Genomic DNA, 23547 nt, shown 5'->3' with positions numbered 1-23547 from the left:
TCTCGCTTTTTTGGAATTAATCACCATAAGTCGGATTCTGCTGCATATTCGGATTGGAATTCATCTCCGCCTTAGGAATGGGCAATACTACACGATAATAGTTCCAATCAAAAGATACGCTCTCATCCACCATCTTCAGATGTGAAGTCTCGGCTATTTCCGGAAATTCCTTGGTCGACTCCTTGCGCACGATAGTCTGATGATTACGAAGGGCGTCGAAGAAACGGTGTCCTTCACCGAACAACTCTTTACGGCGTTCCAACAGAACATCATCCAACGTCACCGTCTTACCCTGCACGGTCTTTTCCGGATTGGCACGGCTGACAATAGCATCCAGATACTTTACAGCCTTGTCATTGTTATTGAGCTTTACAGCCGCTTCGGCAGCAATCAGATAAAGTTCGGACAGACGAAGTACTGGAATATTGGAATCTTCCACAGCCTTGCCGCTTTGCGGCTGATACTTGGCTATGTAAGCTCTCTTTGTCTTAGGAACAACCGTATATGCCTGATTCCTGACATCATCCGGATCTTCCTGCATCAGTTCATAGAAAGAACTGGTCAGGCAATAATCATCATAACCCGCCTGCCAACAAAGGTAAGCCACACTTTCTTTGCCAACGCCGTCCACTGTCAGATTCACCAACTCAAACAAGACTTCTCCCGGATCGGAAGAGGCAAAATCAGTTCCCCATATCGTGCCATACTCATCATTGGTCCACAAACGGTACTTATTCTTTTCCGCTCCCGCAATGGCAGCTTCAGCCGTAATCAAGGCATTCTGATTATCTTCCATATACAAATAGGCTCTACTCAGCAACAGCATTGCCGCCCACTTATTAATCTTACCCTTGTTGAATTCTTCATCCAGCAGGTCAGCACCTTCCTTCAAATCCTTGATGATTGCCTCATAACACTGGGCAACGGTATTGCGCGACGGCTTGTTTTCCGTATTGGATACTTCGGTCACAATAGGCACTCCCAAAGAAGCTCCTCCATCCTTGGCATACGGATAGCCGAAGAAACGGGTCAGGTCGAACAAGGCAAATCCACGGAGAGCCAAGGTCTGGCCTTTCAGGTCGTTGAAGTATTCCGTATCATCCTCACTGACATCCAATCCGTCTATTTGAGACAAAATGATATTACAATTCTGGATAATCTTATAGGCATAAGACCAGTGGGAAGACGGACCGGAATCCTTTGTATAGTCCAGCATATAGTAGCTGGTGGTACGCTTTCCGGTCTTTATGGACTGCGTATCGTCACCCGTCACGTCTCCGTAATAAATCATACGGCCCGAGTAATAGTTGGTACTGCGCATCACGTCGTAGATACCGTTCAAGCTATATTCCACATCATCCAGATTCTGTATGGCGGTTTCAGTCGGAATCTTTGTACTGGATTCAACATCAAGCCAGTCATTGCCACAGGAGGCGGTCAGGCTGACCAACATCCCCATCATCATATATTTTAATGCTTTCATTGTGTTTCTTTATTATGAGGTTAGAAATTCAAATTAAGACCGAAAGTTACTGTTTTCAAAGGAGGTGTTCCCCAGCCGGCTGTACCTGCACTGACTGATTCCGGATCATAGAAATCGTAAGCGGCCCAAGTCCACAAGTTGTTGGCAGATGCGTAAAGGCGCAGGCTGTTTACGCCGATTTTCCGGGTCCATGTTTTAGGAACGGTCACACCGAAAGTCAACGTTTTCAGACGGATAAAGTCCGTGCTGTGCAAGCGGCGGGTAGTGGTAACGCCATTCATGGCTACCGCCGGCTTCTCTATAAACACTTCATATTTACTGATATCTCCCGGTTGCTTCCAATTGTCACGATAATAGGCCGGAATATTAAGAGTAAAGTCCTTGCCGCCATGTTCTGTTTTCTGTGCCCAGTTATCATATCCATAAGCACCGAACTGATAAGAGAACATGAAGCTCAAATCGAACCACTTGTAACGCAAAGTATTAGAGAGACCACCGGTCACATTGGGCTCGGCATGTTTCTTCAGAGGAATGGCTTTGGCATCCTTGTTATTCTCTGTGATTTCCTTGATATAGTTTCCATTCTCGTCCACGTCGTTGGTATAGAACTGAGGTGCACCGGTCTCGGGGTTGATTCCGGCAAATTCTATCATGTAGAATGTACGGTAGGACTTGCCAATCATGTGAATCTGCGAGCCGCTGATAATCTGGGTCTGTTCGCCGTCCAGTTTCACAATCTTATTCTTGTTGTGCGAAAGGGTGAAAGAGGTAGACCAGTCAAAGTCTTTGGACACAATGTTCTTGGAATTGATTTCCAATTCCACACCCTGGTTCTTCACCTCACCGATATTCATCAGATAGGAACTGAAACCGGTAGTCATAGATACGGGACAGTCCATCAAAAGGTTCTTAGTAGTACGGGTATAGTACTCCAAAGTGAAGTTCAAACGGTTGAAGAAGCCGAAGTCCAGACCGATATTCAAGTTGTAATTCGTTTCCCATTCCAAATCCCTATTTTCAATCTGCGACTGAATCAATGCAGGATTCTCCATATAGCCGCCACTAAGGCTCGTCAAGCCCATATAGCCGTATAAGTCGGAGGGCAACGTACCATTCACACCGTAGGATGCACGGAGTTTCAAATCGGTCAGCCATTTGGACGTGGGTTTCATGAAATCCTCTTCGATAATACGCCATGCTCCTGAAACAGACCAGAAACTTCCCCAGCGATTATCTCTGTGCAAACGTGAACTGCCATCCATACGATAGCTCCCACCCAGATAATACTTGTTCTTGTAGTCATAGTTGAGACGGGTGATGTAAGAAACCATTCTTGACCTCTTGGAAGAACCATCTATGCTCTCTAAAGTCTGCCCGTTGGCAATGTCATTCTTTATCGGAGTCAGGAAGTTAGTAGCATATCCCGACAAGAAATCATTGTACTTGGAATCGATTTCATATCCGACAAGGGCATCCAAATTGTGGTCCTTTTGGATAGTAGTCTTGTAAGTCAACTGGTTTGACCACACCAACTTGTTATATTCACTATATGCCTTTTCGGCTCCACCATTATTCTTCTCACCGTCGGAGGTACGGGAGTCTTTCCATTCTTTACCCTTACTGATGTTATAGTCATAGCTCAAAATAGACTTTAACTTCAAGTCCTTGATAAATTCATATTCGGCATTAATCGTATTGAACATACGGGTAACATACTCACGCTGGTAATTGTACTCCTGGGCAAGAACGGGATTTCTTCTTGACAACGAAATCAAGTCCTGGTTATAGCTTCCATCTTCATTGTAAACCGGATCTGAAGGCGTCAATTTGCTTACGCTGGAGTAGAAAGGAGCAGTATAACCGGTTCCTTCACTATATACATCCTGATTCAGATTGGTAAACATGATGTTGGCACCGAATTTCAATTTATCCGTAGCCTGAAAATCAACATTCAAACGTCCGGTAATTCTTTCCAGCCCCGATGTTTTTACAATACCTTCTTGGTTGAGATAGGACAATGAAGAATAGTATTTGAATTTGTCAGTTCCTCCGGATATGGAAGCCTCATAACTGGAATGGCTTCCTTTCTTGAACAGATAATCTCCCCAATCCGTATAGCCGCACCAGGGAACCGGAGCATATTTGTCGATATTCTTATCAGCATAAGCTATGGCATCCGCATCCGATTTGCCGCTGCGCTGTTGTCCAAGCACCATACCATTGTATATGTATTCGCGACGTTCTGCTCCGCTCAAAGTAGGACGATAATCCATAGCAAAGTCACTGAATCCCCAATCGGCTTTCAAACTGATAGAAGCCTTACCGGTTTTACCTTTCTTCGTCGTAATCAGAACCACACCATTCGCAGCGCGCGAACCGTAGAGTGATGCAGCAGCGGCATCCTTGATAATCGTAATATTCTCAATATCCGAAGTGTTGACGGTTGACATGGCATCCAGACCACCATCCGAACTGATGGAGTTTATCGAACCGGAAGTAACGGGCACTCCATCAATAACATACAGCGGAGAGTTGGAGGCATTGAAAGAGCCCATACCACGAATACTCAAAGAAGCTGAAGAACCCGGCTGGCCGGAAGCAGAAGTAAACTGTACACCCGTAGCATTTCCCTGCAACAAATCCTGGAAAGAAACGGAAGGCACATCGGCAATCTTTTCATTCTTCACACTGGCAGCCGAACCCGCATAAGCAGATTTCTTGAATGTACCGTAACCAGTTACAACCACCTCTTCCATCATATTTGCATCCGGCACCAATACAATCTTCAATATCTTACCCGAAGTAGCTTTCACTTCCTGACGAACATAGCCGACATAAGAGACAAGCAAGGTAGCCGATGCATGCTCCACCTTGATAGAGAAACCTCCATTCAAATCGGTAATCTGACCGTTTGTAGTACCTTTGACCAAAACATTGGCTCCAATGACGGGCTCACCGGTCTCATCCACCACTGTTCCGGAAATAACATTAGCTTGTTCTACTGCCTTCACAGCATTCACTTCATTGGCTGGACGGATAGCAATGGCCCCGTCTTTTACGACATAAGCCAATCCGCTATTCTTAAGACATTCATCCAGCACTGCTGCGATTTTTCCATTCGTGACCCTCAAATTACGTACCTTGACATTCTTTACGTCATTTGTACTATAAATGAAAGTAAAATCCGTCTGGCGTTGAATTTCCCATAACACGTCACTTAAAGTGGCGTCCTGCACATTTACAGTAACTGTTGTCTGGGCAAACGCCGTATTGGCAGCCTGCACAAAGCCAATCATAATAAAACTGAAAAACAGGAATGTAATCCACATACGTTTACTACCTTCCCAAAACCTGGTGTAGCTCTGTTCCTTAGTCATAATTAAATTATTAAATGGTTATTTATAGAATATAATAGTTTTACCGTTGATTTTGACATGTATGTTTTCCGTCGCTTCCAGTAGCTCAAGGAAAGGAGCTATTTCCTCATAACGGTTCACATAGCAACCGAAACGCAGGTTCTTTAACGCTTCGTCTGAATAGTCCACTTCAATATTATACCACCTTGAAAGGATTCTCATAATATCTTCCAGCCGTTGATCTTTAAAATTGATTTTTCCCTTCACCCATGATGTATAGAAGGCAGTATCTACTGTACGCACTTGTATATTCCCGCTCCCGGGAATTAATGATGCCTGCTGTGAAGGTTTTAAGACAAGACTCTGTCCCTCCCCGGTGTCCACCTTAACAGAACCACTGACAAGAGTCGCCTGATATTCTTCACCCGGATAGGCCGAAATATTGAAAGTTGTTCCCAACACCTCAATCTGCATACCTTGAGTCGATACAATGAAGGGATGACCGGTCTTATTTACTTCAAAATAAGCTTCTCCCGCCAATTCCACTTCCCGCTTCCCTGCTTCGAAAGCAAGCGGAAAACGTAGACTGCTCATTGAATTCAGATGTACTTTTGTACCATCATTCAGAACAAGTGTATACTCACCGCCTCGAGGCACTTCAACTTTATTATATGCCAAAGCTGACAGCACAACCTGCCCGTCTGCAGCGCTGTAGTTCAAGGTCGTCGAATCTATCTGTATTTGTTTACCAGCCAACTGCAACTGCCGCCCATCGGCATTCTCATCCAGATAAACCGTTTCCCCATTATCCAATGTAAGAATAGCTTTGGCTCCACCCGGCAGTATTTGCTGGGCAGCCAATAATTGATTGCCATCCATGACATGGGGTACAGAAATATCCTGAAATGCAAAAACCAATATCAGCACCGGTGCAATAAAAAGAGCAACGTACCGTAACAGTTTCAAATGTCTCCTTCTGAGCTCCATCCTCTTGATACGTGTTTCGACACCTTTCCATCCAGCCTGCGAATCAAACTCCATTTTACGAATTTCGTGCTGTGCATAATGTTCATCACTACAAATCTTTTGGAAAAGCTGCTCATGGCTTTTGCTCTCTTTGCGCCATTTATCCAAAAAACGGCTCTCTTCCGGTGTTACTTCACCGGATAGGTGCCTGGAAATAAGATGAGCTATATGAAAGTACTCTTTTATCATAATTTGGCATGTTTTAGTCTATCTTTAATGATAATACAAGCCAAAATGAAAACATGGTGAATCGATAAAGACTTTTTTTTGAAAAAATAGAAAAAAATGTGCTTTTAGATAAATAACAGAAGGCAATAATAATAATCGGTAAGGAATGCACGAAGCTTTTTATAAGCCACTTTTTTAAGAGTATGTACCGTTTCGGGAGAGACATTGAGACGCTCTGCTATTTCTGCATTCTTTTTACCTTCCAGAGCCAACTGCATGATGGCTCTCATTTGGGTAGGAAGTTTCTCTATAGCTTCTGACAGAATCCGGAAAGTCTCTTCTTCCACAATCGCATCACGAAAAAAAGCATCTGCTTTTTTGGCTATAATCTTTTGCTCGTATTCATGAGCTACCTTCGAATGCTCAAGTTCGTTCAAGGCATGGTTACGTACGGCCGTATAAAGAAAAGCTTTCACCTGATGAAGATAAAAGAAATCGTCTCTTATCTGCCACAACTTGGCAAATACGTCTTGTACTATATCTGCTGACATATCCGCATCCTCCATGTATTGGAACGCGAAAGAACAAAGCGCCGCATAATATTCCTTAAAAATATTATGAAACTCTTGCTCATCCAGCTTAATGCTTACAACAGAGTGGGATTTATCCTTTTTTATCAGATTTAGCGCCATATTTATGCTTTTCGGGCGCTAATATAGTTAAATTTTCAGAATATAACCAATATAACTATCAATCCTCTAAATCTTTTCCCCATAAATCAATATCGGATGGAGCTTTCCATAAGCTCCATCCGACCAATAGTCCTATTGCCAATAAAAAAATCAAATATATCATTATAGTCCGGTTTGTTTCAATGTCTTATAATAACACAGTAAACTGGATTAAAGTTCACTCCACCCAAAATTGTTGTTTTTCCTATGTATACTTTTCAATGCAGAGAGTGTATTATTTGGTTTTCGTGTACGAAAACGAGCAATTTTGTGCACGATAACGACCAATTTCGTCCAAAATTGTCCCATTTACTAAATAATTATGCTTTTCGAGTTTGATTAATTGAGAAAAGGTCTTATTTTTGACCCGGTTTTTAATTCATACTATTGCAAAAACAAACTCAATTACCTAATTAAATCACAAGAGAATGGAACAAGTTTTCGGCTATATCATCGGCTTAGGAGCAGCAGTGATGATGCCTATAATCTTTACAATTTTGGGAGTATGCATCGGCATCAAATTCAGTAAGGCGCTAAAGAGTGGTCTGCTGGTAGGTGTCGGTTTCGTAGGTCTGTCAGTTGTCACTGCGCTGTTGACCAGCAGCCTCGGTCCTGCTCTGAGCCAAGTCGTTGAAATTTACGGTCTTCAGTTGAAAGTATTCGATATGGGATGGCCTGCAGCTGCGGCTGTAGCCTATAACACATCGGTGGGTGCATTCATCATTCCGGTATGTTTGGGAGTAAATCTTCTGATGTTATTAACGAAAACGACCCGTACGGTCAATATCGACCTTTGGAACTACTGGCATTTCGCATTTATCGGCGCAGTCGTTTATTTTGCCAGCGACAATATCTGGTGGGGTTTCTTCGCCGCTATTATCTGCTACATCATTACCCTGATTATGGCCGACTATACCGCCGACAAATTCCAGGGATTCTACGACAAGATGGAGGGTATCTCCATTCCCCAGCCTTTCTGCGCAGGTTTCGTTCCATTTGCCGTAGTCATCAATAAAGCATTGGACAAAATCCCCGGTTTTGACAAATTGAACATTGATGCGGAAGGCATGAAGAAGAAATTCGGTTTGCTGGGTGAGCCTCTGTTCCTGGGTATTCTGGTCGGTTGCGGTATCGGTGCTTTGTCTTGCAAGAACGGTCAGGAACTGGTAGACAAGATACCTTATATATTAGGTTTGGGTATCAAGATGGGCGCCGTAATGGAGCTGATTCCGCGTATCACCGCTTTGTTCATCGAAGGCTTGAAGCCTATTTCTGATGCTACCCGCGAGCTGATTGCCAAGAAGTTCAAAGGTGCTGTCGGCCTGAACATCGGTATGAGCCCCGCATTGGTTATCGGCCATCCTGCAACGCTGGTGGTTTCCCTGCTGCTGATTCCCGTAACCATACTGCTGGCTGTCATCCTGCCGGGTAACCAGTTCCTGCCTCTGGCATCGCTGGCCGGAATGTTCTACCTCTTCCCACTGGTACTGCCCATCACGAAAGGAAATGTAGTAAAGACGTTCATCATCGGACTCGTTGTACTGACCATCGGTCTTTATTTCGTAACAGACCTCGCCCCCTATTTCACACAAGCAGCCCACGATGTATACGAGAAGACACAAGATGCTGCCGTGAATATCCCCGCCGGCTTTGAAGGCGGCGCACTGGATTTTGCATCCAGCCCCTTTGCTTGGGTCATTTTCCACCTGACCTACTCGTTGAAATGGATAGGCTCCGGTATCCTTGTATTATGCACATTGTTCCTGATGATTATGAACCGTCGTGCTATCATCAAATACCAGAAATCAATCAAAAATTAAAAGTTAAAAATTAAATAGTAACGGATTATGAAAAAGTTAGTACTTGCATTTATGATGGGAGCAGCTGCCATGGCAGCCAATGCCCAAGTGAATTACAAAGTGCAGACCGCCTGCCATCCGCAGGACGTGAAGCATTATGACACGGAACTTCTGCGCAGCAGATTCATGATGGACAAAGTGATGGCTCCGGATGAAATCAACGTAACCTACACCCTCTACGACCGATTGATTTACGGTGGCGCCATGCCGGTGAACAAGACATTGAAGTTGGAAGTGTTCCGTGAACTGGGTCCGGAAATCACTTACTTCCTCGAACGCCGCGAACTGGGTGTCATCAATACCGGCGGTGACGGAGTGGTTACTGTAGACGGTAAGGAATACCCCATGAAGTATAAGGAAGCCCTTTACGTAGGCTGCGGAAATAAGGAAGTAACCTTCAAGAGCAACGACGCTACCAATCCCGCCAAGTTCTACATCAACTCGGCCCCGGCCTACAAACCCTATGTTACTCAGCTGATTACCACCGATGCCAAGCTTCAGAAAGCCAACCCCAAGAAATATGCACTGGGCATCTCCGACCATTATGGAAAAATGGAAGACAGCAACGACCGTATCGTAAACCAGCTGATTGTGAAAGATGTACTGGAAAGAGTGAAAGACGGCGGTACCAACCAGTTGCAGATGGGACTCACGGAACTGGCTCCCGGCTCTGTATGGAATACCATGCCTGCCCACACGCACACTCGCCGCATGGAAGCTTACTACTACTTCAACCTGAAACCCGGCAACGCTATCTGTCACCTGATGGGCGAACCGCAGGAAGAACGTTTGATATGGCTGCACAACGAACAAGCCATCACTTCTCCCGAATGGTCCATCCACGCTGCTGCCGGAACCAGCAACTATACTTTCATCTGGGGTATGGGCGGTGAAAACCTGAAATACAGCGACAAAGACGAAATCAAATACATCGATATGAAATAAAGTTGCCCTGCAACGTCCGATAGGCATGGACTTAAATAATCCATGCCTATTTTTGTCATTTTCTACATCCTTTTTACTCAATATTACACCTCGAACAACACACAAACCCCTACATTTGCATCAAAATATAAATCTATTATCATGAGTACATTTCAAAACACCGCAGGGCGGATGACCAATTACCGTTGGATTATCTGCGCCATGCTATTCTTCGCGACAACCGTCAATTACCTCGACCGCCAGGTTCTTTCATTGACCTGGAAAGATTTCATCTCCCCCGAATTCCACTGGACCGATACACACTACGGCTACATCACAGCTATCTTTTCCATCGTCTATGCCTTAGGCAATCTGTTTGCCGGACGTTTCATCGACTGGATGGGAACGAAAAAAGGGTATTTATGGGCCATTGCCGTATGGTCTATCGGTGCTTGTATGCACGCCCTCTGCGGACTTGCCACAGAAATGACCCTCGGCATTGAAAATGCCGCCAACATGATTAGCGCTACCGGTGCATTGGCCTCTACCATAGCCATCACCAGCGTTTACTACTTCATTGCCGCCCGTATCATACTGGGCATCGGTGAAGCAGGAAACTTTCCTGCCGCCATCAAGGTGACTGCCGAATATTTTCCAAAGAAAGACCGTGCCTTCTCCACTTCCATATTCAATGCCGGCTCTACCATCGGAGCACTGATAGCCCCATTGTGTATCCCTACCCTGGCCCGCTACTTCCAACGCATGGGCGTGGGCAACGGCTGGGAAATGGCTTTTATCGTTATCGGCGGATTGGGTTTCATCTGGATGGGACTGTGGATATTCATGTACAAGAAACCTGATGAAAATCCACACGTAAACGCAGCTGAGCTGGCATATATAGAACAAGACAAAGACAATGAGAAGGATAAAAAGGCGACTACTCCGACAACCAAGGATGAAAAGAGCATTTCTTTCCTGCAATGTTTCAAATATCCGCAAACCTGGGCTGTATTTTTCGGCAAATTCATGACTGACGGTGTATGGTGGTTCTTCCTCTTCTGGGCACCCGCATACATTTCGGACGTTTACGGATTCTCCTCAGATACTCCCACGGCACAGATGCTTATCTTTGTGCTCTATGCCATCACGATGTTGTCCGTCTATGGCGGGAAATTGCCCACCATCATTATCAACAAAACCGGTAAGAACCCCTACGCCGCACGCATGCAGGCCATGTTCATCTTTGCACTGTTCCCGCTATTGGCATTGTTTGCACAGCCATTGGGCAACAAGGAAGTATTTGGCGAACAAGCCTATTGGTTCCCGATTATCATCATAGGTATTGCAGGCGCTGCCCATCAGTCCTGGTCGGCCAACATCTATTCTGTGGTAGGTGATATGTTTCCCAAGAGCACCATTGCCACCATTGTGGGAATCGGAGGTATGGCGGGCGGTATCAGCTCATTCCTTATCAACATGAGTTCCGGTTTGCTGTTCGACTATGCCGACAAGACACAAATGGTATTTCTTGGATTCCAGGGCAAGCCTGCCGGATATTTCATCATCTTCTGTGTATGTGCAGTGTCCTACCTGATAGGCTGGTGCATCATGAAGGCACTGGTTCCGAAGTACAAACCGATTATAGTGGACTAATCAGAAGTCTCTATATAGATATTCAGAATCATGCGGAGTTTGCAAACTGCATTACATGCCTTGCAAACTCCGCACAAAAAAAGCCTTTTCTCACGAAATGGCTTTTCTTCGTTCAATTACAGTCAAAAACAAAAAACTGTAAATGGAACACAATTTAAGATGAAAAAAAGGGAAGTCTCACGACTTCCACAATTCTTCTAACCTTAAATCTAAATCTCTATGAAAAAAACGTGATGCAAAGATAATGGTTTATCTCACACAGCGTTATTAATAAACTCTATAAAGAAGCAGAAAATATTTAAGATTTACTAAATAAGACGGTTACGAATGGCAAACTACAGACAAGAGCTCGGCATAAATAGGATTAAGTTTCAATAGTTGCGGCACTCCTGTCATAAACATCTGCCTGCGGGCACGAGTAAGGGCAACATTCAATTTCCGGTCAATCCGAGTACCGTTTTCCTCCGTCATATTTGCCAGAAACTTCAACTGATAAGCCCGGTTCACACAGAAAGAGTAGATAATAACATCCCGTTCGCTACCTTGGAAGCGTTCCACGGTGTCTACCAATATATCCTCCAAAGGAGCAATACCCAAAGCAGCAATCTCTTTCTTAATCAAGGCTATCTGACTGCGATAAGGAGTGATGACACCTAAAGTGACAGCCGGGTTGAAACCGGAAACAGCTGCATACTGCCGATAGATAGCCGCTGCCAACCGTGCCACAATCCGCGCCTCCGAATGGTTCATCTTGGCCGACTGTGCCGGCGGTTCGACTGCGGCAGGCAGAAAAGCGACACGACGAGTCAGCAAGCCGGCAAACTCACAATCACACAGCTCAGGAGCAAGAATCAGCTCTCCCTGCTGGTGCGGCAGACCAACCGGTTCCAACAGACCACCGTAAAAAGCCCGGTTAGGAAACAAAGCTACCTCGATATTCATACGACCCTGACGGCAGAGCATGTCGTAGGAGGGATGAGGGATAAAAGATGAAGAATGAGAGGTTGATGCCTGGCGATTGGCACTTTCCTTGGAGAGATTCCTATAAAGGCGTTCGAAAAGGGAATCTTTCAAATTATACAATCCGATGGCCTGCAAAGCTTCGTCACACACTTCCGACTGCTCGGACGACTGCAAGACCACTGCGGGTAGCTGCTTATGGTCACCTATCAAAATAAATTTGCCGATGGCATCCGCGCCTGCGGGATTGCGGGTACAGAGTAATCCCAGCAGTTGTGGTTCCAAAATTTGGGTAGCCTCATCCACAATCGCTACATCAAAAGTCTTCAACCGGAAAAGTTCGGTCTTGGAAGAAAGCGTGGCAACCGTACCGACAAAAACACGGCAACGGGCAATGCGCTCCTGCACCTGCCGCCGAGTGGCACAAGATTCCAACACATTCTCAATCAGATACGGGCGGAATGAGTCATCGCAAGACAACTCACTGCCTAAACGGATAAAGTCTATTTCAGGCTCAATGGAAGCCAGCGCCTTACTGATTTCATCTACAGCACGATTGGTATACGAAAGCAGTAGAATCTGTTTCCCCTCCCGGTAAAAGGCTTCTACCATGCCCCGCAGCGCGCGAGAGGTCTTGCCGGTACCCGGCGGACCGATTAAAAGGAAATAGTCGCGGGCAGCCTGCGCTTTTAGAATAATCCGCGAAAAATCATCCGGAGCGGTCGCAATACCAGTATCCAAAGAAGCATCGAACTCGGGAGGGCGCTGCCCCAACAACAAATCACGCCGTCTTTGAGTGGCAGAAAGGAAAGCGGAAAGTCCCAGATACATGCTACGAAAGGAGGTGTCCATATAGTCGTGTTCTATGGCATAAAGGCTAGCAGCAGGCAATACACCCGCATTCTGCTGAGTGGCACGAAGACGGATACAGACCTCGTTATCGGATATGCGCTCTATATTACCTTTAAACACCATCTTGTTGGTAACGTTGTCGGTATCCGTATTCCGTTCGTAAAGAACCACCGCATCACCCTGACGGAAATTGGGCAGAACCCGCTCCTGCCGGGAAGCAACCATTTGCTTCGTTCTGAGTGACAAATACGGTTTATGCGCATCTGCCGCATGATTCTCGCAAATAGCCAAATCGTACAGAATTTCACCTGCCTCACATTTCTCAGCCAGTGTGGAAAGCCAGAGGGCGGCAGCACCGGTACGTCCTTCATAATCCACATCTCCAGATTTGGAGGTATAGAGTTCCTTGGTTATAAAGTTATAGAGCGTATAAAAATAGCTTTGTTCCAACGACGAAAGCGAACGGATGCGTTGCGCTACGGCATCGATGGAGGGGCAAAGGAAGCGTTTCCACAAGGTATTGTCCAAACCGCGCTCATTCAAGGTATCCGGATGGATGTCTTTCAGGCGCTCTGCCGTATACTGTGGGCTATTCCGTAACTGGATGCCATATTCATTGGCTACAATCCGGTTACGCACATCCATCACACGGCGCACCATTGCCCACGAAGGACGCGCCGGATAAAGCAACGGATAACGGGTATAGAGCAGATAAGCCTTTACACGTCGATGGTCCATTCCCATAGAATACTCCAACACAGCCTGATAGAGCAACATCTGCACCTTATTGTTTTCTTTAGGCTCCACCTTACCACGGATGGAATACTCGTCCGCCTTACCGGACTTCATTTCAATGAACGAGGTCATATCCCGCTGCATGTAGTCCAGACGCCCTTGCAAACCCAATGCTTCACAGATGTAAGAGGGTTCCAGCACGGCATCAGTCCTATCGAGCTCATAGCCGGATGCACGAAATGTTTCTGTCACCGTCCGGTGGATATTATCGAAATGGCGCTTGCAATCGGAAAAGAATTCAGCTTCCTTCTCCCGGTCGCGCAGGTCGGCACATGCTGCCAGCTCGATGGGATAAGAACGGAAGGCCTTCTTCATGCATGCCAAATAATCGGGTGCCTCCTTGGCATGAATCCATTCGTCCAGAAAGAGGTTGGCAATATTACCCAACAGTAACGGACGGGTATTGTCTGGCGACTGGAGCCGTGCCAGGATATAATTGGCAGGATGATGCCCGTAATCCTTGAAGCATTCGGCAAGCGAACTGATGTCTATCAAGTAATCGGGCTCAAGTATAATAAAGGAAGGGGTGAGTATGCCGACTTCGTCCACCGTAACATCCAGCAGATTGACCTGGGCATGCCGCCACAGAATCCGGCAGATTTCTGCAAACTCTTCATTAATCTGAGGTACATTATAACGGACACGCAACGGCTCATCGGCTACAGTGTCTACGGGCAGTACATATAAATAAGTATCATCGGCATACTGAAAACAGACGCGCATGCGCTTTATCCGTTCTTTGGCGGGCGGTGCCACTATATAGGTGGCATCCGCACGGGGTAGCAGGCGATAAAGTTCGGCAGGTATCTCCTCCCCCGTCAAGCGCTTGACAAAGAATGCCAGTGTCTTGGCATCACGCAACAACTGTTCACGTTGCGGTTCCGCCTGGCGGTTCAGAATAGCATTGGAGGTCAGCCGGAAGGTATGCAGACGGTTCTGTTCCACGGTGGAAAGTCCGGCCTTCGAAGCCACGAAACTGATACGTGCAGAAAGGTCCGTCATCTGCAAGCTGCCGTCGGGCATCTGTGTACGGCACAAACGCTCCAGCAACTCGCGCAATTGCCGATAGGCCACGTCCAAGGAGATTTCCTCAACGTGGCAGGCTTCCAGCAATATACTAAAATATTCCTTTACTTCACAATCCATCATTCCTCTGTCTCCACTTCTTCCGCTTCATCATCAGTCTTTTTATCCTTTATCATCAGGATACTCAACTCATAGAGCAGATAAAGCGGCACCGCCACTACTGTCAAGGTAAACGGGTCACCGGTCGGAGTAATGATGGCCGAGGCAATAACAATGATGACAACAGCATGACGGCGGTATTTCCGCAAAAAGGTCTTGTGCACCAGTCCCAGCAGGGAAAGCAGCCATGTCACCAGCGGCAGTTCGAATGCCAGTCCCATGCAAAGCACCAACATCATGAAATTGTCGATGTACGAGTTCAGGGAAATTTGATTCTCGATGGCTGCGCTCAATTGATAAGTGGAAAGGAAACGCAATGTCAGCGGATAGACCATAAAATACCCCAGCAACACACCGATGAAGAACATCACCGTACCTATACCCAGCGCTTTCCTCACCCCTTTACGCTCGTTTGGATAGAGTGCAGGGCTTACAAAGCGCCAGATTTCATAGAAAGTATAAGGAGCAGCCGTTACCACCGACATCCAGAAAGCGGTAGACATGTGGACAAAGAACGGTGCGGCAAGATTGATATTGACGAGCTTCACATGAAACTCCTGGGTAAAGAATTCATCCTGCAAATCCAGTCTCTGCCCTATCCAGCGCAGCAAGTCATAGAAAATGAAGTCGTTATGGCAAGGAGCCAATATCACATTGTCAAACAGATAAGGCATGGCAATAAAATAACCGATAGCCAATACAAACCACACACCGAGTACACGAAACAACACCCGGCGCAACTCGTCCAAGTGGTCCCAAAAGGTTAGTTCTTTTTCTGACATAAAGGGATTTACTATTTGACAATTTACTATTTACTATTTGGGCTGCGCTGCGGGGATTTACTATTTGACAATTTACAATTTACTATTTGGGCTGCGCTGTGGAAAAGGCAACAAGCCTACCCATACTCCTGAACTTCTCAGAGTATCAAATAGTAAATAGTAAATTGTCAAATAATAAATACCCTTGTTCCTTTATTTCTTTTCAGCCGGTTTATCCAAATCTTCCTGAGCCTTGTTTATCTCTTCTTTGGCTTCATTCACACCATCCTTGAAGCTCTTCACTCCTTTGCCCAAACCACGCATCAATTCGGGAATTTTCTTACCACCAAACAACAGCAAGATGACCAATGCAATAATTATCCATTCGGAACCGCTGGGCAGAAAGCCTAATAAAAGTAAGTTTGTCATAGTTATATCTGATTAATTATAGTGCAAAGATAGGAAAATTAAGGATTAGGGATTAAGGATTAAGGATTAATTTTATCGCAATCCCTAATCCCTAATCCCTGCCCCCTATCTTCAGTCTTGATAATAAATACGTTTTACCCGTGTAGAAACGCTTGTCAACACCTCATAAGGAATAGTTTCGAGTACATCGGAAAGAACGGTTATAGGCAGATGGTCACCAAAAATTTCCACACTGTCACCCTCCTTGCAATCGATGTCCGTCACGTCAATCATACAGACATCCATGCAGATATTCCCTACATAGGCTGCCCGTTGGCCGTTTACAAGACAATAGGCATGTCCATTTCCAAGATGGCGGTTCAGGCCGTCGGCGTAACCGATGGGAAGAGCCGCTATACGCGACGGACGGGTGAGATGCCCTTTCCGGCTATACCCCACCGTATCCTCTTCGGGAACATCACGTATCTGGAGGATGGTAGTCTTCAACGTGCTCACATTATTCATAATGGAATTGTCTATGGGATTGACACCATAGAGGCCGATACCCAGGCGCACCATATCGAATTGCGCCCCGGGGAAACGCTCGATACCTGCGGAATTGCAGATATGGCGAAGTATCTTATGCGGAAAAGCCTCCTGCAATTCCATGGACGCTTTCTCGAACATTTCTATCTGCCGGCGTGTAAAACTGTCGAATTGTTGCGAATCGCTCCCTACCAAATGCGAGAAGACGGAACGGGCAATCACAGCATTCTGTCCCTTCAGCCGTTCTATCAGCCGGGGCATATCCTCCGGAGCAAACCCCAGGCGGTGCATACCGGTATCCAGCTTTATGTGGATGGGGAAGTTTGTGATACCTTCCTTTTCCGCTTCTTTAATCAAAGCGTCCAGCAGATGGAAGCTATATACTTCGGGCTCCAGCTTGTAATCGAACATGGTCTTGAAAGCAGTCATCTCAGGATTCATGATAATGATGTTCGCAGTGATGCCCGCTTTGCGGAGTTCGGAGCCTTCGTCGGCAACCGCCACGGCAAGATAATCGACATGATGTTCCTGCAAAGTCTTGGCTATCTCATAAGAACCTGCACCGTAAGCGGAGGCTTTCACCATGCAGACCATCTTTGTTTCCGGCTTCAGCTTGCCACGATAATAGTTCAGATTGGCAATCATCGCTCCAAGATTAACCTCCAGAATGGTTTCGTGCACCTTCTTCTCCAATACTTCCGTCAAGGAGTCAAAACCGAACTTACGTGCACCCTTAATCAGAATTATTTCGTTTTCAAGGCGAAGTTCCCCACGCTGAATGGCACGTATCAAGGCCGCTGTATCCGGATAAAAGGTCTTCTCTATATTAAAGCGTGCAGCGCAGGAAGATATTTCATTTCCTACACCTATGATGCGTTCAATGCCACGGCTGTTTACCAGCTGTGCCACTTGTCGGTAAAGTGTCGGCGTGTTCTGACCGGTCTCCAATATATCCGAAAGAACCAAAGTCCGCCTCAATCCCTTACTTTGCGAACGGCGGTAAAGAAAATCGAGTGCAATATCCAATGAGCCAAGGTCAGAATTATAACTGTCGTTAATCAACAGACAGTTGTTTTTTCCCTCCTTGACTTCCAGCCGCATGGCGATGGGTTCCAGCCTTGCCATACGTTCTGTAATCTGTTCGGCAGGAAGCATCAGATAGAGGCATGCGGCCAGGCAGTTCAGCGAATTCTCGATGGAAGCATCATCTATGAACGGTAGAGTAAACGTATTGTCCATATCCAGATAGCGATAGGAAATGACAGTACAGTCATCCCGTTTCTCCACTTTACTTATATATAGAGGACGTTCCATATCTTTCCGGCTCCACGCAATCTCACGTGCAGACAGCATGGACTTCGCCACACAGTTGCTGACGAACTCATCGTCACCATTATAAATCACTACATCACAATTCTTGAAAAGCGTCAGCTTCTCCATGCATTTCTCCTGCAACGAGAAGAAATTTTCCTGGTGAGCCCCTCCTATATTGGTCAGGATGCCTATGGTAGGCTTGATGATGTTCTGCAAAGCGCGCATTTCCCCCGGCTCGGAAATACCGGCTTCAAAAATAGCAAGTTCGGACTGTTCGTTCATCTGCCACACAGACAAAGGCACTCCAATCTGGGAGTTATAACTGCGGGGAGAACGGATAATGGCACGTTCCGGACTGAGCAACTGGTGCAGCCATTCTTTCACAACGGTCTTGCCGTTGCTTCCCGTAATACCGATGACCGGTATCTGGAACTGGTTCCGATGCTGTTCCGCCAGTTTTTGCAGGGCTTTCAGCGGGTTGGGAACAATGAGATAATTGACAATTGACTGCGCATCATCACGCTGCATAGCATTGTCAATTGTCAATTGTCCATTGTCCATTAATCTAAAGCTTTCTTCGCTAAGCACAAAATTACGTACTCCACGGGCATATAAATCTGTAATATAGCGCGCACCGTCATTCCTCTTGGTGGTCAAGGCAAAGAATAATGTTTCCTCAGGAAAATTCAGGGAACGGCTGTCAGTGAGCAGCCAGTCTATGGTAGCCGGCGCGTTTCCCATACGCCGTGCGCCAATACTTTCGGTTATGCTTTCAATCGAATACGACATATTTCTCTCTCTTTTTGGAAATCTAAGTACGGGTATTTTCCGTTAAGTTGGTCTATTTTTAACACAATTTGTCCTAAAAAACGCTTATACTCTTCTGAAGCGGGATAAAATGGCTTATGTGACAACATCTTACGGATATTTTCACTTTCTTCCATAATCCGTAACGCATCGGCAGAGATGCACGACCGGGTAAACCGTTCCCAGACATAGCGAATGGCTCTTTCGGAAGGATGCACCATGTCTTCTGCATAGAAGCGATAGTCACGAAGCTCGTCGAGCAGCAGCTCATAAGCCGGAAAATAGAAAACATGTTCCGGGAAAGTGGCTTGCAACTGGTTCACGGCAAGTAGCAGGGTAGCTTTACTGAGCTGGTTGGCATGCATTCCGTCACGTACGTGGCGGATGGGGCTGACGGTGAACAATACTTTCAGCCGGGGAATCCGCGCCAGCAAGCCGGAAAGCAAAGAGGTGTAGTCAGATACTATTTCACAGACAGAAAGCATACGGCGGGTAAAGCAGGACTCAGGTTGCTTATGACAATTGGCAACTACAGTTCCCGTCTTTTTATTTTCATAAACCCAGGCAGATCCGAAAGTCAGCAGCAGACAATCCAACCGGTCCAGCCTTTCATGGGCGCTTTTCAAACGCCCGTTAATGCCTGCCAATGTTTCCTCTGCAGAGACTGAGGAAAAACTACCATGATGCATGGCACTATGCCAAAGTTCATGAAAGAGGAAAATATCGTTTTCATTGTAGCATCTGCCCGCAATGATTTCACGCAATGCCGCAGAAATGGAAAACGGATTATAAAGCACACCATAAGGATTGACGTCACAACGGAACTTGGCATCCGCCAGCCTTTGCCCCATCTCGGACGCAAAACAAGAACCCATCAGCAACAGATTATTCTCTTGCGAAAGAAGGGGCATACTGGAAACTACTTCTACAGGCGTATAAAGATTCATAAGTTCGAAATAAATAAACCATTCACTTTCTCTGAAAAAATGATGTACCAACTGCTTGCTACGCCACAAAGATAGTAAATTTCAATATAAAAAAGGCAGGTGATATAACCTCTCATTATATCATCTGCCTTAAATAAAAATACTATATATTCTATTAATACCAATTAGCCGTAGGATCAGCCACCCAATCTGCAAAACCTGGATATTTATCATTAATAGCCTGACGCTCAGTAGTCCATTCATATCTTGTCTCTACACGTATCTTCTGCGGAGCTTTGCCAATCTCTGCTTTCAGTGTATATACTTCAGCATTTTGGCCTTCCACTTTGATATTTACGGCACCGGTACCGTTAACTCTGTACATCACCGGAGCCTTAGTTGCCCCAGCATCCGTATTTACCATTGTAGTATTAGAAACACCAAAGAGTTCATGAACTTCACGGCTATCACCGCCTACCTCAATATACAAAGGCAAAGTACCACCCGCAGCCTGCAGGGTAATGATAGTTGCTCCCCCATTGGTCGCTACATCAAACACGACATCGTTGAAGTCAAAATCATCACTGTCTCCAAGGTCTTCTGCTATGATTCTGTACGCATTCGTATATACGGCCGGAGAGATTTTCACAATCCAATCACTATAATACCCATCTGCAGCCACTTGTTGATTTGGGTTCTGTCCGGTAGCTTCAAAGTCAAATCCCACATAATAAGCACCCCCAATATATTGTATAGTATAATTATAGTGCATTTTACCATCCAAAGAAACCCTATAGCCAAAAGAAGACGTTCCACTATTCTGCATTAGCATTATAGCCCCCTCAGTAGCATTAAAATTATTGATATGCTCATCTGATGCTGCAACCAAAAAATCCATATTAGAGTGTGAGCCACTTACATGTTGAACAAAAAAGTCGGTCCAATCCACACCAATGGATTGTGGATTCTGATGTGTTTTAAACCATTCCGTAACCACTTCTTTTTCTGTAGCCGTAATACCCTCGGGTACTTCCGTAAAATCTTTCCATTGATTGCTATTAGTGTTAGCAACACGCGTTGTCGGTGTTGCCCCAAATCCCCAATCCTGATCAACTGCAATTTCTCCATACTTCTGCACGAAAGCCGATGCATACTGTGCCTCTTTCTTAGCCGCCGCCTTTTCCGGGTCGAACAAATCGCTATCAGAACCGCAAGCGGAAAATACCACTACGCCCATAATAGCCAAAATTCCAAAGTTGAGCTTTTTCTTCATATCATTCATTGTTTATTCATTTAACAATTCGTGATTACACCCCATTCCGACACATATTACAACCAAGGATATCATTATATACAACTCAAAATTGTATAACATATTGATAAATAGGACATATTCTACTTCGCAAATATACATAATACTATATCAAATAACAACCAAAACCTCAAAAAGTTGCAATAAATAATTTATTAAGTTGTATTTTTCAATAAACATTAAATTTAAAGCATCTCTTATCATAGATGCACACATACGAAAGTACAAGTCAATTTTTGAAAGGACTAATATCTTTGCCTACCAAAATTAAATTATTCCTATATGGAGAAAAAATCGTTCCACCATGGTGGAACGATTTTTTCTCCAGGATGGAACAATATTTTCTCCATGGAGGAACGATTTACTATCAGGCATCTTTTCCCTTAACCATAGGCAGGCTGAACGAGAAATATGGCGTATGCAAAGAGAAAGTAAAAACAGAAGTGAACAAAAGAGGCTTTTTTTCCTTCTAAAACTTCCCGCCATCCGTTTTCTTTTGCTATTTTTGCATTTTGTAATCTTCAGATTAGAAATGAGAACAGAACCAACAACATATAACTTGCTTAACACCATTACATTTCCCGAGGATTTACGCCAACTCAGCGTAGAAGAGCTTCCTGAAGTCTGTAAAGAATTGAGGCAAGACATTATAAAGGAGGTTTCGTGTAACCCCGGACATTTCGCTGCCAGCCTGGGCACGGTAGAGCTGACCGTTGCCCTGCACTACGTATTCAATACTCCGTACGACCGCATAGTCTGGGATGTAGGCCATCAGGCGTACGGGCACAAGATACTGACCGGACGCCGTGAAGCATTCTCCACCAACCGTAAATTCAAGGGAGTTCGTCCTTTTCCCTCACCAGAGGAAAGCGATTATGACACATTCACCTGCGGACATGCGTCAAATTCAATCTCCGCCGCTCTTGGCATGGCTGTTGCCGCTGCCGAAAAAGGCGAGAAAGACCGCCATGTGGTCGCCGTCATCGGTGATGGAAGCATGAGCGGCGGCCTGGCTTTCGAAGGACTGAACAACGCTTCGTCCACCCCCAACAACCTTCTTATCATTCTCAACGACAATGACATGTCGATAGACAGAAGTGTAGGTGGCATGAAGCAGTACCTTTTCAACCTGACTACCAGCAACCGCTATAACCAGCTGCGCTTCAAGACATCCAGACTGCTGTTCAAAATGGGACTTTTGAACGAGGACCGCCGCAAAGCGCTGATTCGCTTCGCCAACAGCCTGAAATCAATGGCCGCCCAGCAGCAGAATATCTTTGAAGGGATGAACATCCGCTACTTCGGCCCTATCAATGGACACGATGTGAAAAACATAGCCCGTGTCCTGCGGGACATCAAAGATATGCAGGGACCGAAAATACTGCATCTGCACACTGTGAAAGGAAAAGGCTTCGAACCTGCCGAGAAGAATCCGGATATCTGGCATGCACCGGGCAAATTCGATCCGGAAACCGGAGAACGCCTCAAGGCGGATACCAGCAATTTGCCTCCGCTTTTCCAGGACGTGTTTGGGGAAACGCTGGTAGAACTGGCAAAGGAAAATCCGAAAATCGTCGGAGTAACCCCCGCCATGCCCACCGGCTGCTCTATGAACAAGCTGATGGACACCATGCCCGACCGTGCCTTCGATGTGGGTATTGCCGAAGGGCATGCAGCCACTTTCTCGGGCGGTATGGCTAAAGAAGGAATGCAGCCTTTCTGCAACATCTACTCCTCCTTCATGCAGCGGGCATACGATAATGTCATCCATGACATCGCCCTGCTCCGCCTCCCCGTCGTACTTTGCCTAGACCGCGCCGGACTGGTAGGAGAAGACGGACCGACACACCATGGAGTTTTCGACCTGGCCTATTTCCGTCCGATTCCCAACCTGACCATATCTTCACCGATGGACGAACATGAATTGCGCCGCCTGATGTACACGGCACAGTTGCCGGACCAAGGTCCGTTCGTCATCCGCTATCCCCGCGGACGCGGCGTATTGCTGGATTGGAAATGTCCGCTGGAAGAAATCCCCGTAGGCAAAGGGCGCAGACTGAAAGAAGGCAAAGACCTGGCAGTCATCACCCTCGGTCCCATAGGCAACGTGGCCGCACGTGCCATAGAGCGTGCGGAGAAGGACAAAGGAATCTCCATAGCCCACTACGACCTGCGTTTTCTCAAGCCGCTCGACGAAGCCCTGCTGCACGAGGTGGGACTCAACTTCCAGCATGTCGTCACCATAGAAGACGGTGTCAAAAAAGGAGGAATGGGCAGTGCCATACTGGAGTTCATGGCGGACAATGACTATATTCCCCATTTCAGACGTATCGGTGTACCCGATGCCTTCATAGAACACGGCACCATACAAGAGTTGCACCATCTTTGCGGAATGGACGAAGAAGGAATCTATAATCAATTGATAATTGATAGTTGAAAATTGACAGTTTGAGCATTTACCCCATAGGTCAACTATTAATC

General features: G+C 45.9%; 14 protein-coding genes. 4 read left to right on the top strand and 10 right to left on the bottom strand.

The window, feature by feature from the left end; genetic code table 11:
• Nucleotides 1-16: 16 nt before the first annotated feature.
• The 4 genes from DWY55_RS05730 to DWY55_RS05715 form a co-directional block, all read right to left on the bottom strand.
• Nucleotides 17-1483 carry a RagB/SusD family nutrient uptake outer membrane protein gene (locus DWY55_RS05730; RefSeq protein WP_005835238.1) on the bottom strand — a complete coding sequence of 489 codons (1467 nt, stop codon included), beginning with the start codon at nt 1481-1483 and terminating at the stop codon, nt 17-19.
• Between the two features lie 20 nt (nt 1484-1503).
• Nucleotides 1504-4860: a TonB-dependent receptor gene (locus tag DWY55_RS05725; RefSeq protein WP_005823925.1), complete on the bottom strand. Its 3357-nt coding sequence runs from the start codon at nt 4858-4860 to the stop codon at nt 1504-1506.
• An 18-nt stretch (nt 4861-4878) separates the two neighbouring features.
• A complete protein-coding gene (locus DWY55_RS05720; RefSeq protein WP_005823927.1) occupies nt 4879-6054 on the bottom strand; it encodes a FecR family protein in 1176 nt (391 codons plus the stop codon).
• Between the two features lie 104 nt (nt 6055-6158).
• The gene (locus tag DWY55_RS05715; protein ID WP_005823929.1) at nt 6159-6725 is read right to left on the bottom strand and encodes an RNA polymerase sigma-70 factor; all 567 of its coding nucleotides are present in this window, start codon (nt 6723-6725) and stop codon (nt 6159-6161) included.
• A 467-nt stretch (nt 6726-7192) separates the two neighbouring features.
• Here DWY55_RS05715 and DWY55_RS05710 point away from each other — a divergent pair, with 467 nt between their 5' ends.
• The 3 genes from DWY55_RS05710 (at nt 7193) to DWY55_RS05700 (ending at nt 11200) form a co-directional block, all read left to right on the top strand.
• Nucleotides 7193-8584: a PTS galactitol transporter subunit IIC gene (locus tag DWY55_RS05710; protein ID WP_005823931.1), complete on the top strand. Its 1392-nt coding sequence runs from the start codon at nt 7193-7195 to the stop codon at nt 8582-8584.
• A 27-nt stretch (nt 8585-8611) separates the two neighbouring features.
• On the top strand, nt 8612-9568 hold the full coding sequence (gene kduI, locus DWY55_RS05705) for a 5-dehydro-4-deoxy-D-glucuronate isomerase (RefSeq protein ID WP_005823932.1): 957 nt from the start codon (nt 8612-8614) through the stop codon (nt 9566-9568).
• 141 nt (nt 9569-9709) lie between these two features.
• Complete coding sequence (locus DWY55_RS05700) at nt 9710-11200, top strand: MFS transporter (protein ID WP_009037147.1); 1491 nt, start codon at nt 9710-9712, stop codon at nt 11198-11200.
• A gap of 321 nt (nt 11201-11521) precedes the next feature.
• Here the strand turns inward: DWY55_RS05700 and DWY55_RS05695 are convergent, their stop codons facing one another.
• From DWY55_RS05695 to DWY55_RS05670, 6 genes are all read right to left on the bottom strand, one after another.
• Nucleotides 11522-14953 carry a DEAD/DEAH box helicase gene (locus DWY55_RS05695; protein WP_009037148.1) on the bottom strand — a complete coding sequence of 1144 codons (3432 nt, stop codon included), beginning with the start codon at nt 14951-14953 and terminating at the stop codon, nt 11522-11524.
• Nucleotides 14953-15774: a twin-arginine translocase subunit TatC gene (gene tatC / locus DWY55_RS05690; RefSeq protein ID WP_009037149.1), complete on the bottom strand. Its 822-nt coding sequence runs from the start codon at nt 15772-15774 to the stop codon at nt 14953-14955. The genes DWY55_RS05695 and tatC overlap by 1 nt, the downstream gene beginning before the upstream one ends.
• A 192-nt stretch (nt 15775-15966) precedes the next feature.
• On the bottom strand, nt 15967-16182 hold the full coding sequence (locus DWY55_RS05685) for a twin-arginine translocase TatA/TatE family subunit (RefSeq protein ID WP_005823939.1): 216 nt from the start codon (nt 16180-16182) through the stop codon (nt 15967-15969).
• Nucleotides 16183-16293: 111 nt separating this feature from the next.
• Complete coding sequence (locus DWY55_RS05680; RefSeq protein ID WP_009037150.1) at nt 16294-18810, bottom strand: bifunctional UDP-N-acetylmuramoyl-tripeptide:D-alanyl-D-alanine ligase/alanine racemase; 2517 nt, start codon at nt 18808-18810, stop codon at nt 16294-16296.
• Nucleotides 18786-19775, bottom strand: coding sequence for a GSCFA domain-containing protein (locus DWY55_RS05675; RefSeq protein ID WP_117877861.1), 990 nt, complete (start codon nt 19773-19775; stop codon nt 18786-18788). The genes DWY55_RS05680 and DWY55_RS05675 overlap by 25 nt, the downstream gene beginning before the upstream one ends.
• A gap of 154 nt (nt 19776-19929) precedes the next feature.
• On the bottom strand, nt 19930-21027 hold the full coding sequence (locus tag DWY55_RS05670; protein ID WP_117877933.1) for a hypothetical protein: 1098 nt from the start codon (nt 21025-21027) through the stop codon (nt 19930-19932).
• A gap of 571 nt (nt 21028-21598) precedes the next feature.
• Here DWY55_RS05670 and dxs point away from each other — a divergent pair.
• Complete coding sequence (gene dxs, locus DWY55_RS05660) at nt 21599-23503, top strand: 1-deoxy-D-xylulose-5-phosphate synthase (protein WP_117877857.1); 1905 nt, start codon at nt 21599-21601, stop codon at nt 23501-23503.
• Nucleotides 23504-23547: the final 44 nt, after the last annotated feature.

The organism is Bacteroides sp. AF25-38AC, from assembly GCF_003602995.1.
In the GTDB taxonomy this organism is placed as follows: Bacteria; Bacteroidota; Bacteroidia; order Bacteroidales; family Bacteroidaceae; genus Bacteroides; species Bacteroides uniformis.
Note: the sequence above shows the minus strand (reverse complement) of the source record. Positions and strands in the feature narration are given on the sequence as shown.

Bases quoted from the DNA above. Each gene is read 5' to 3' on its own strand.
- DWY55_RS05730 (WP_005835238.1), bottom strand. From the start codon at position 1,483: ATGAAAGCATTAAAATATATGATGATGGGGATGTTGGTCAGCCTGACC.
- DWY55_RS05725 (WP_005823925.1), bottom strand. From the start codon at position 4,860: ATGACTAAGGAACAGAGCTACACCAGGTTTTGGGAAGGTAGTAAACGT.
- DWY55_RS05720 (WP_005823927.1), bottom strand. From the start codon at position 6,054: ATGATAAAAGAGTACTTTCATATAGCTCATCTTATTTCCAGGCACCTA.
- DWY55_RS05715 (WP_005823929.1), bottom strand. From the start codon at position 6,725: ATGGCGCTAAATCTGATAAAAAAGGATAAATCCCACTCTGTTGTAAGC.
- DWY55_RS05710 (WP_005823931.1), top strand. From the start codon at position 7,193: ATGGAACAAGTTTTCGGCTATATCATCGGCTTAGGAGCAGCAGTGATG.
- kduI (WP_005823932.1), top strand. From the start codon at position 8,612: ATGAAAAAGTTAGTACTTGCATTTATGATGGGAGCAGCTGCCATGGCA.
- DWY55_RS05700 (WP_009037147.1), top strand. From the start codon at position 9,710: ATGAGTACATTTCAAAACACCGCAGGGCGGATGACCAATTACCGTTGG.
- DWY55_RS05695 (WP_009037148.1), bottom strand. From the start codon at position 14,953: ATGGATTGTGAAGTAAAGGAATATTTTAGTATATTGCTGGAAGCCTGC.
- tatC (WP_009037149.1), bottom strand. From the start codon at position 15,774: ATGTCAGAAAAAGAACTAACCTTTTGGGACCACTTGGACGAGTTGCGC.
- DWY55_RS05685 (WP_005823939.1), bottom strand. From the start codon at position 16,182: ATGACAAACTTACTTTTATTAGGCTTTCTGCCCAGCGGTTCCGAATGG.
- DWY55_RS05680 (WP_009037150.1), bottom strand. From the start codon at position 18,810: ATGTCGTATTCGATTGAAAGCATAACCGAAAGTATTGGCGCACGGCGT.
- DWY55_RS05675 (WP_117877861.1), bottom strand. From the start codon at position 19,775: ATGAATCTTTATACGCCTGTAGAAGTAGTTTCCAGTATGCCCCTTCTT.
- DWY55_RS05670 (WP_117877933.1), bottom strand. From the start codon at position 21,027: ATGAAGAAAAAGCTCAACTTTGGAATTTTGGCTATTATGGGCGTAGTG.
- dxs (WP_117877857.1), top strand. From the start codon at position 21,599: ATGAGAACAGAACCAACAACATATAACTTGCTTAACACCATTACATTT.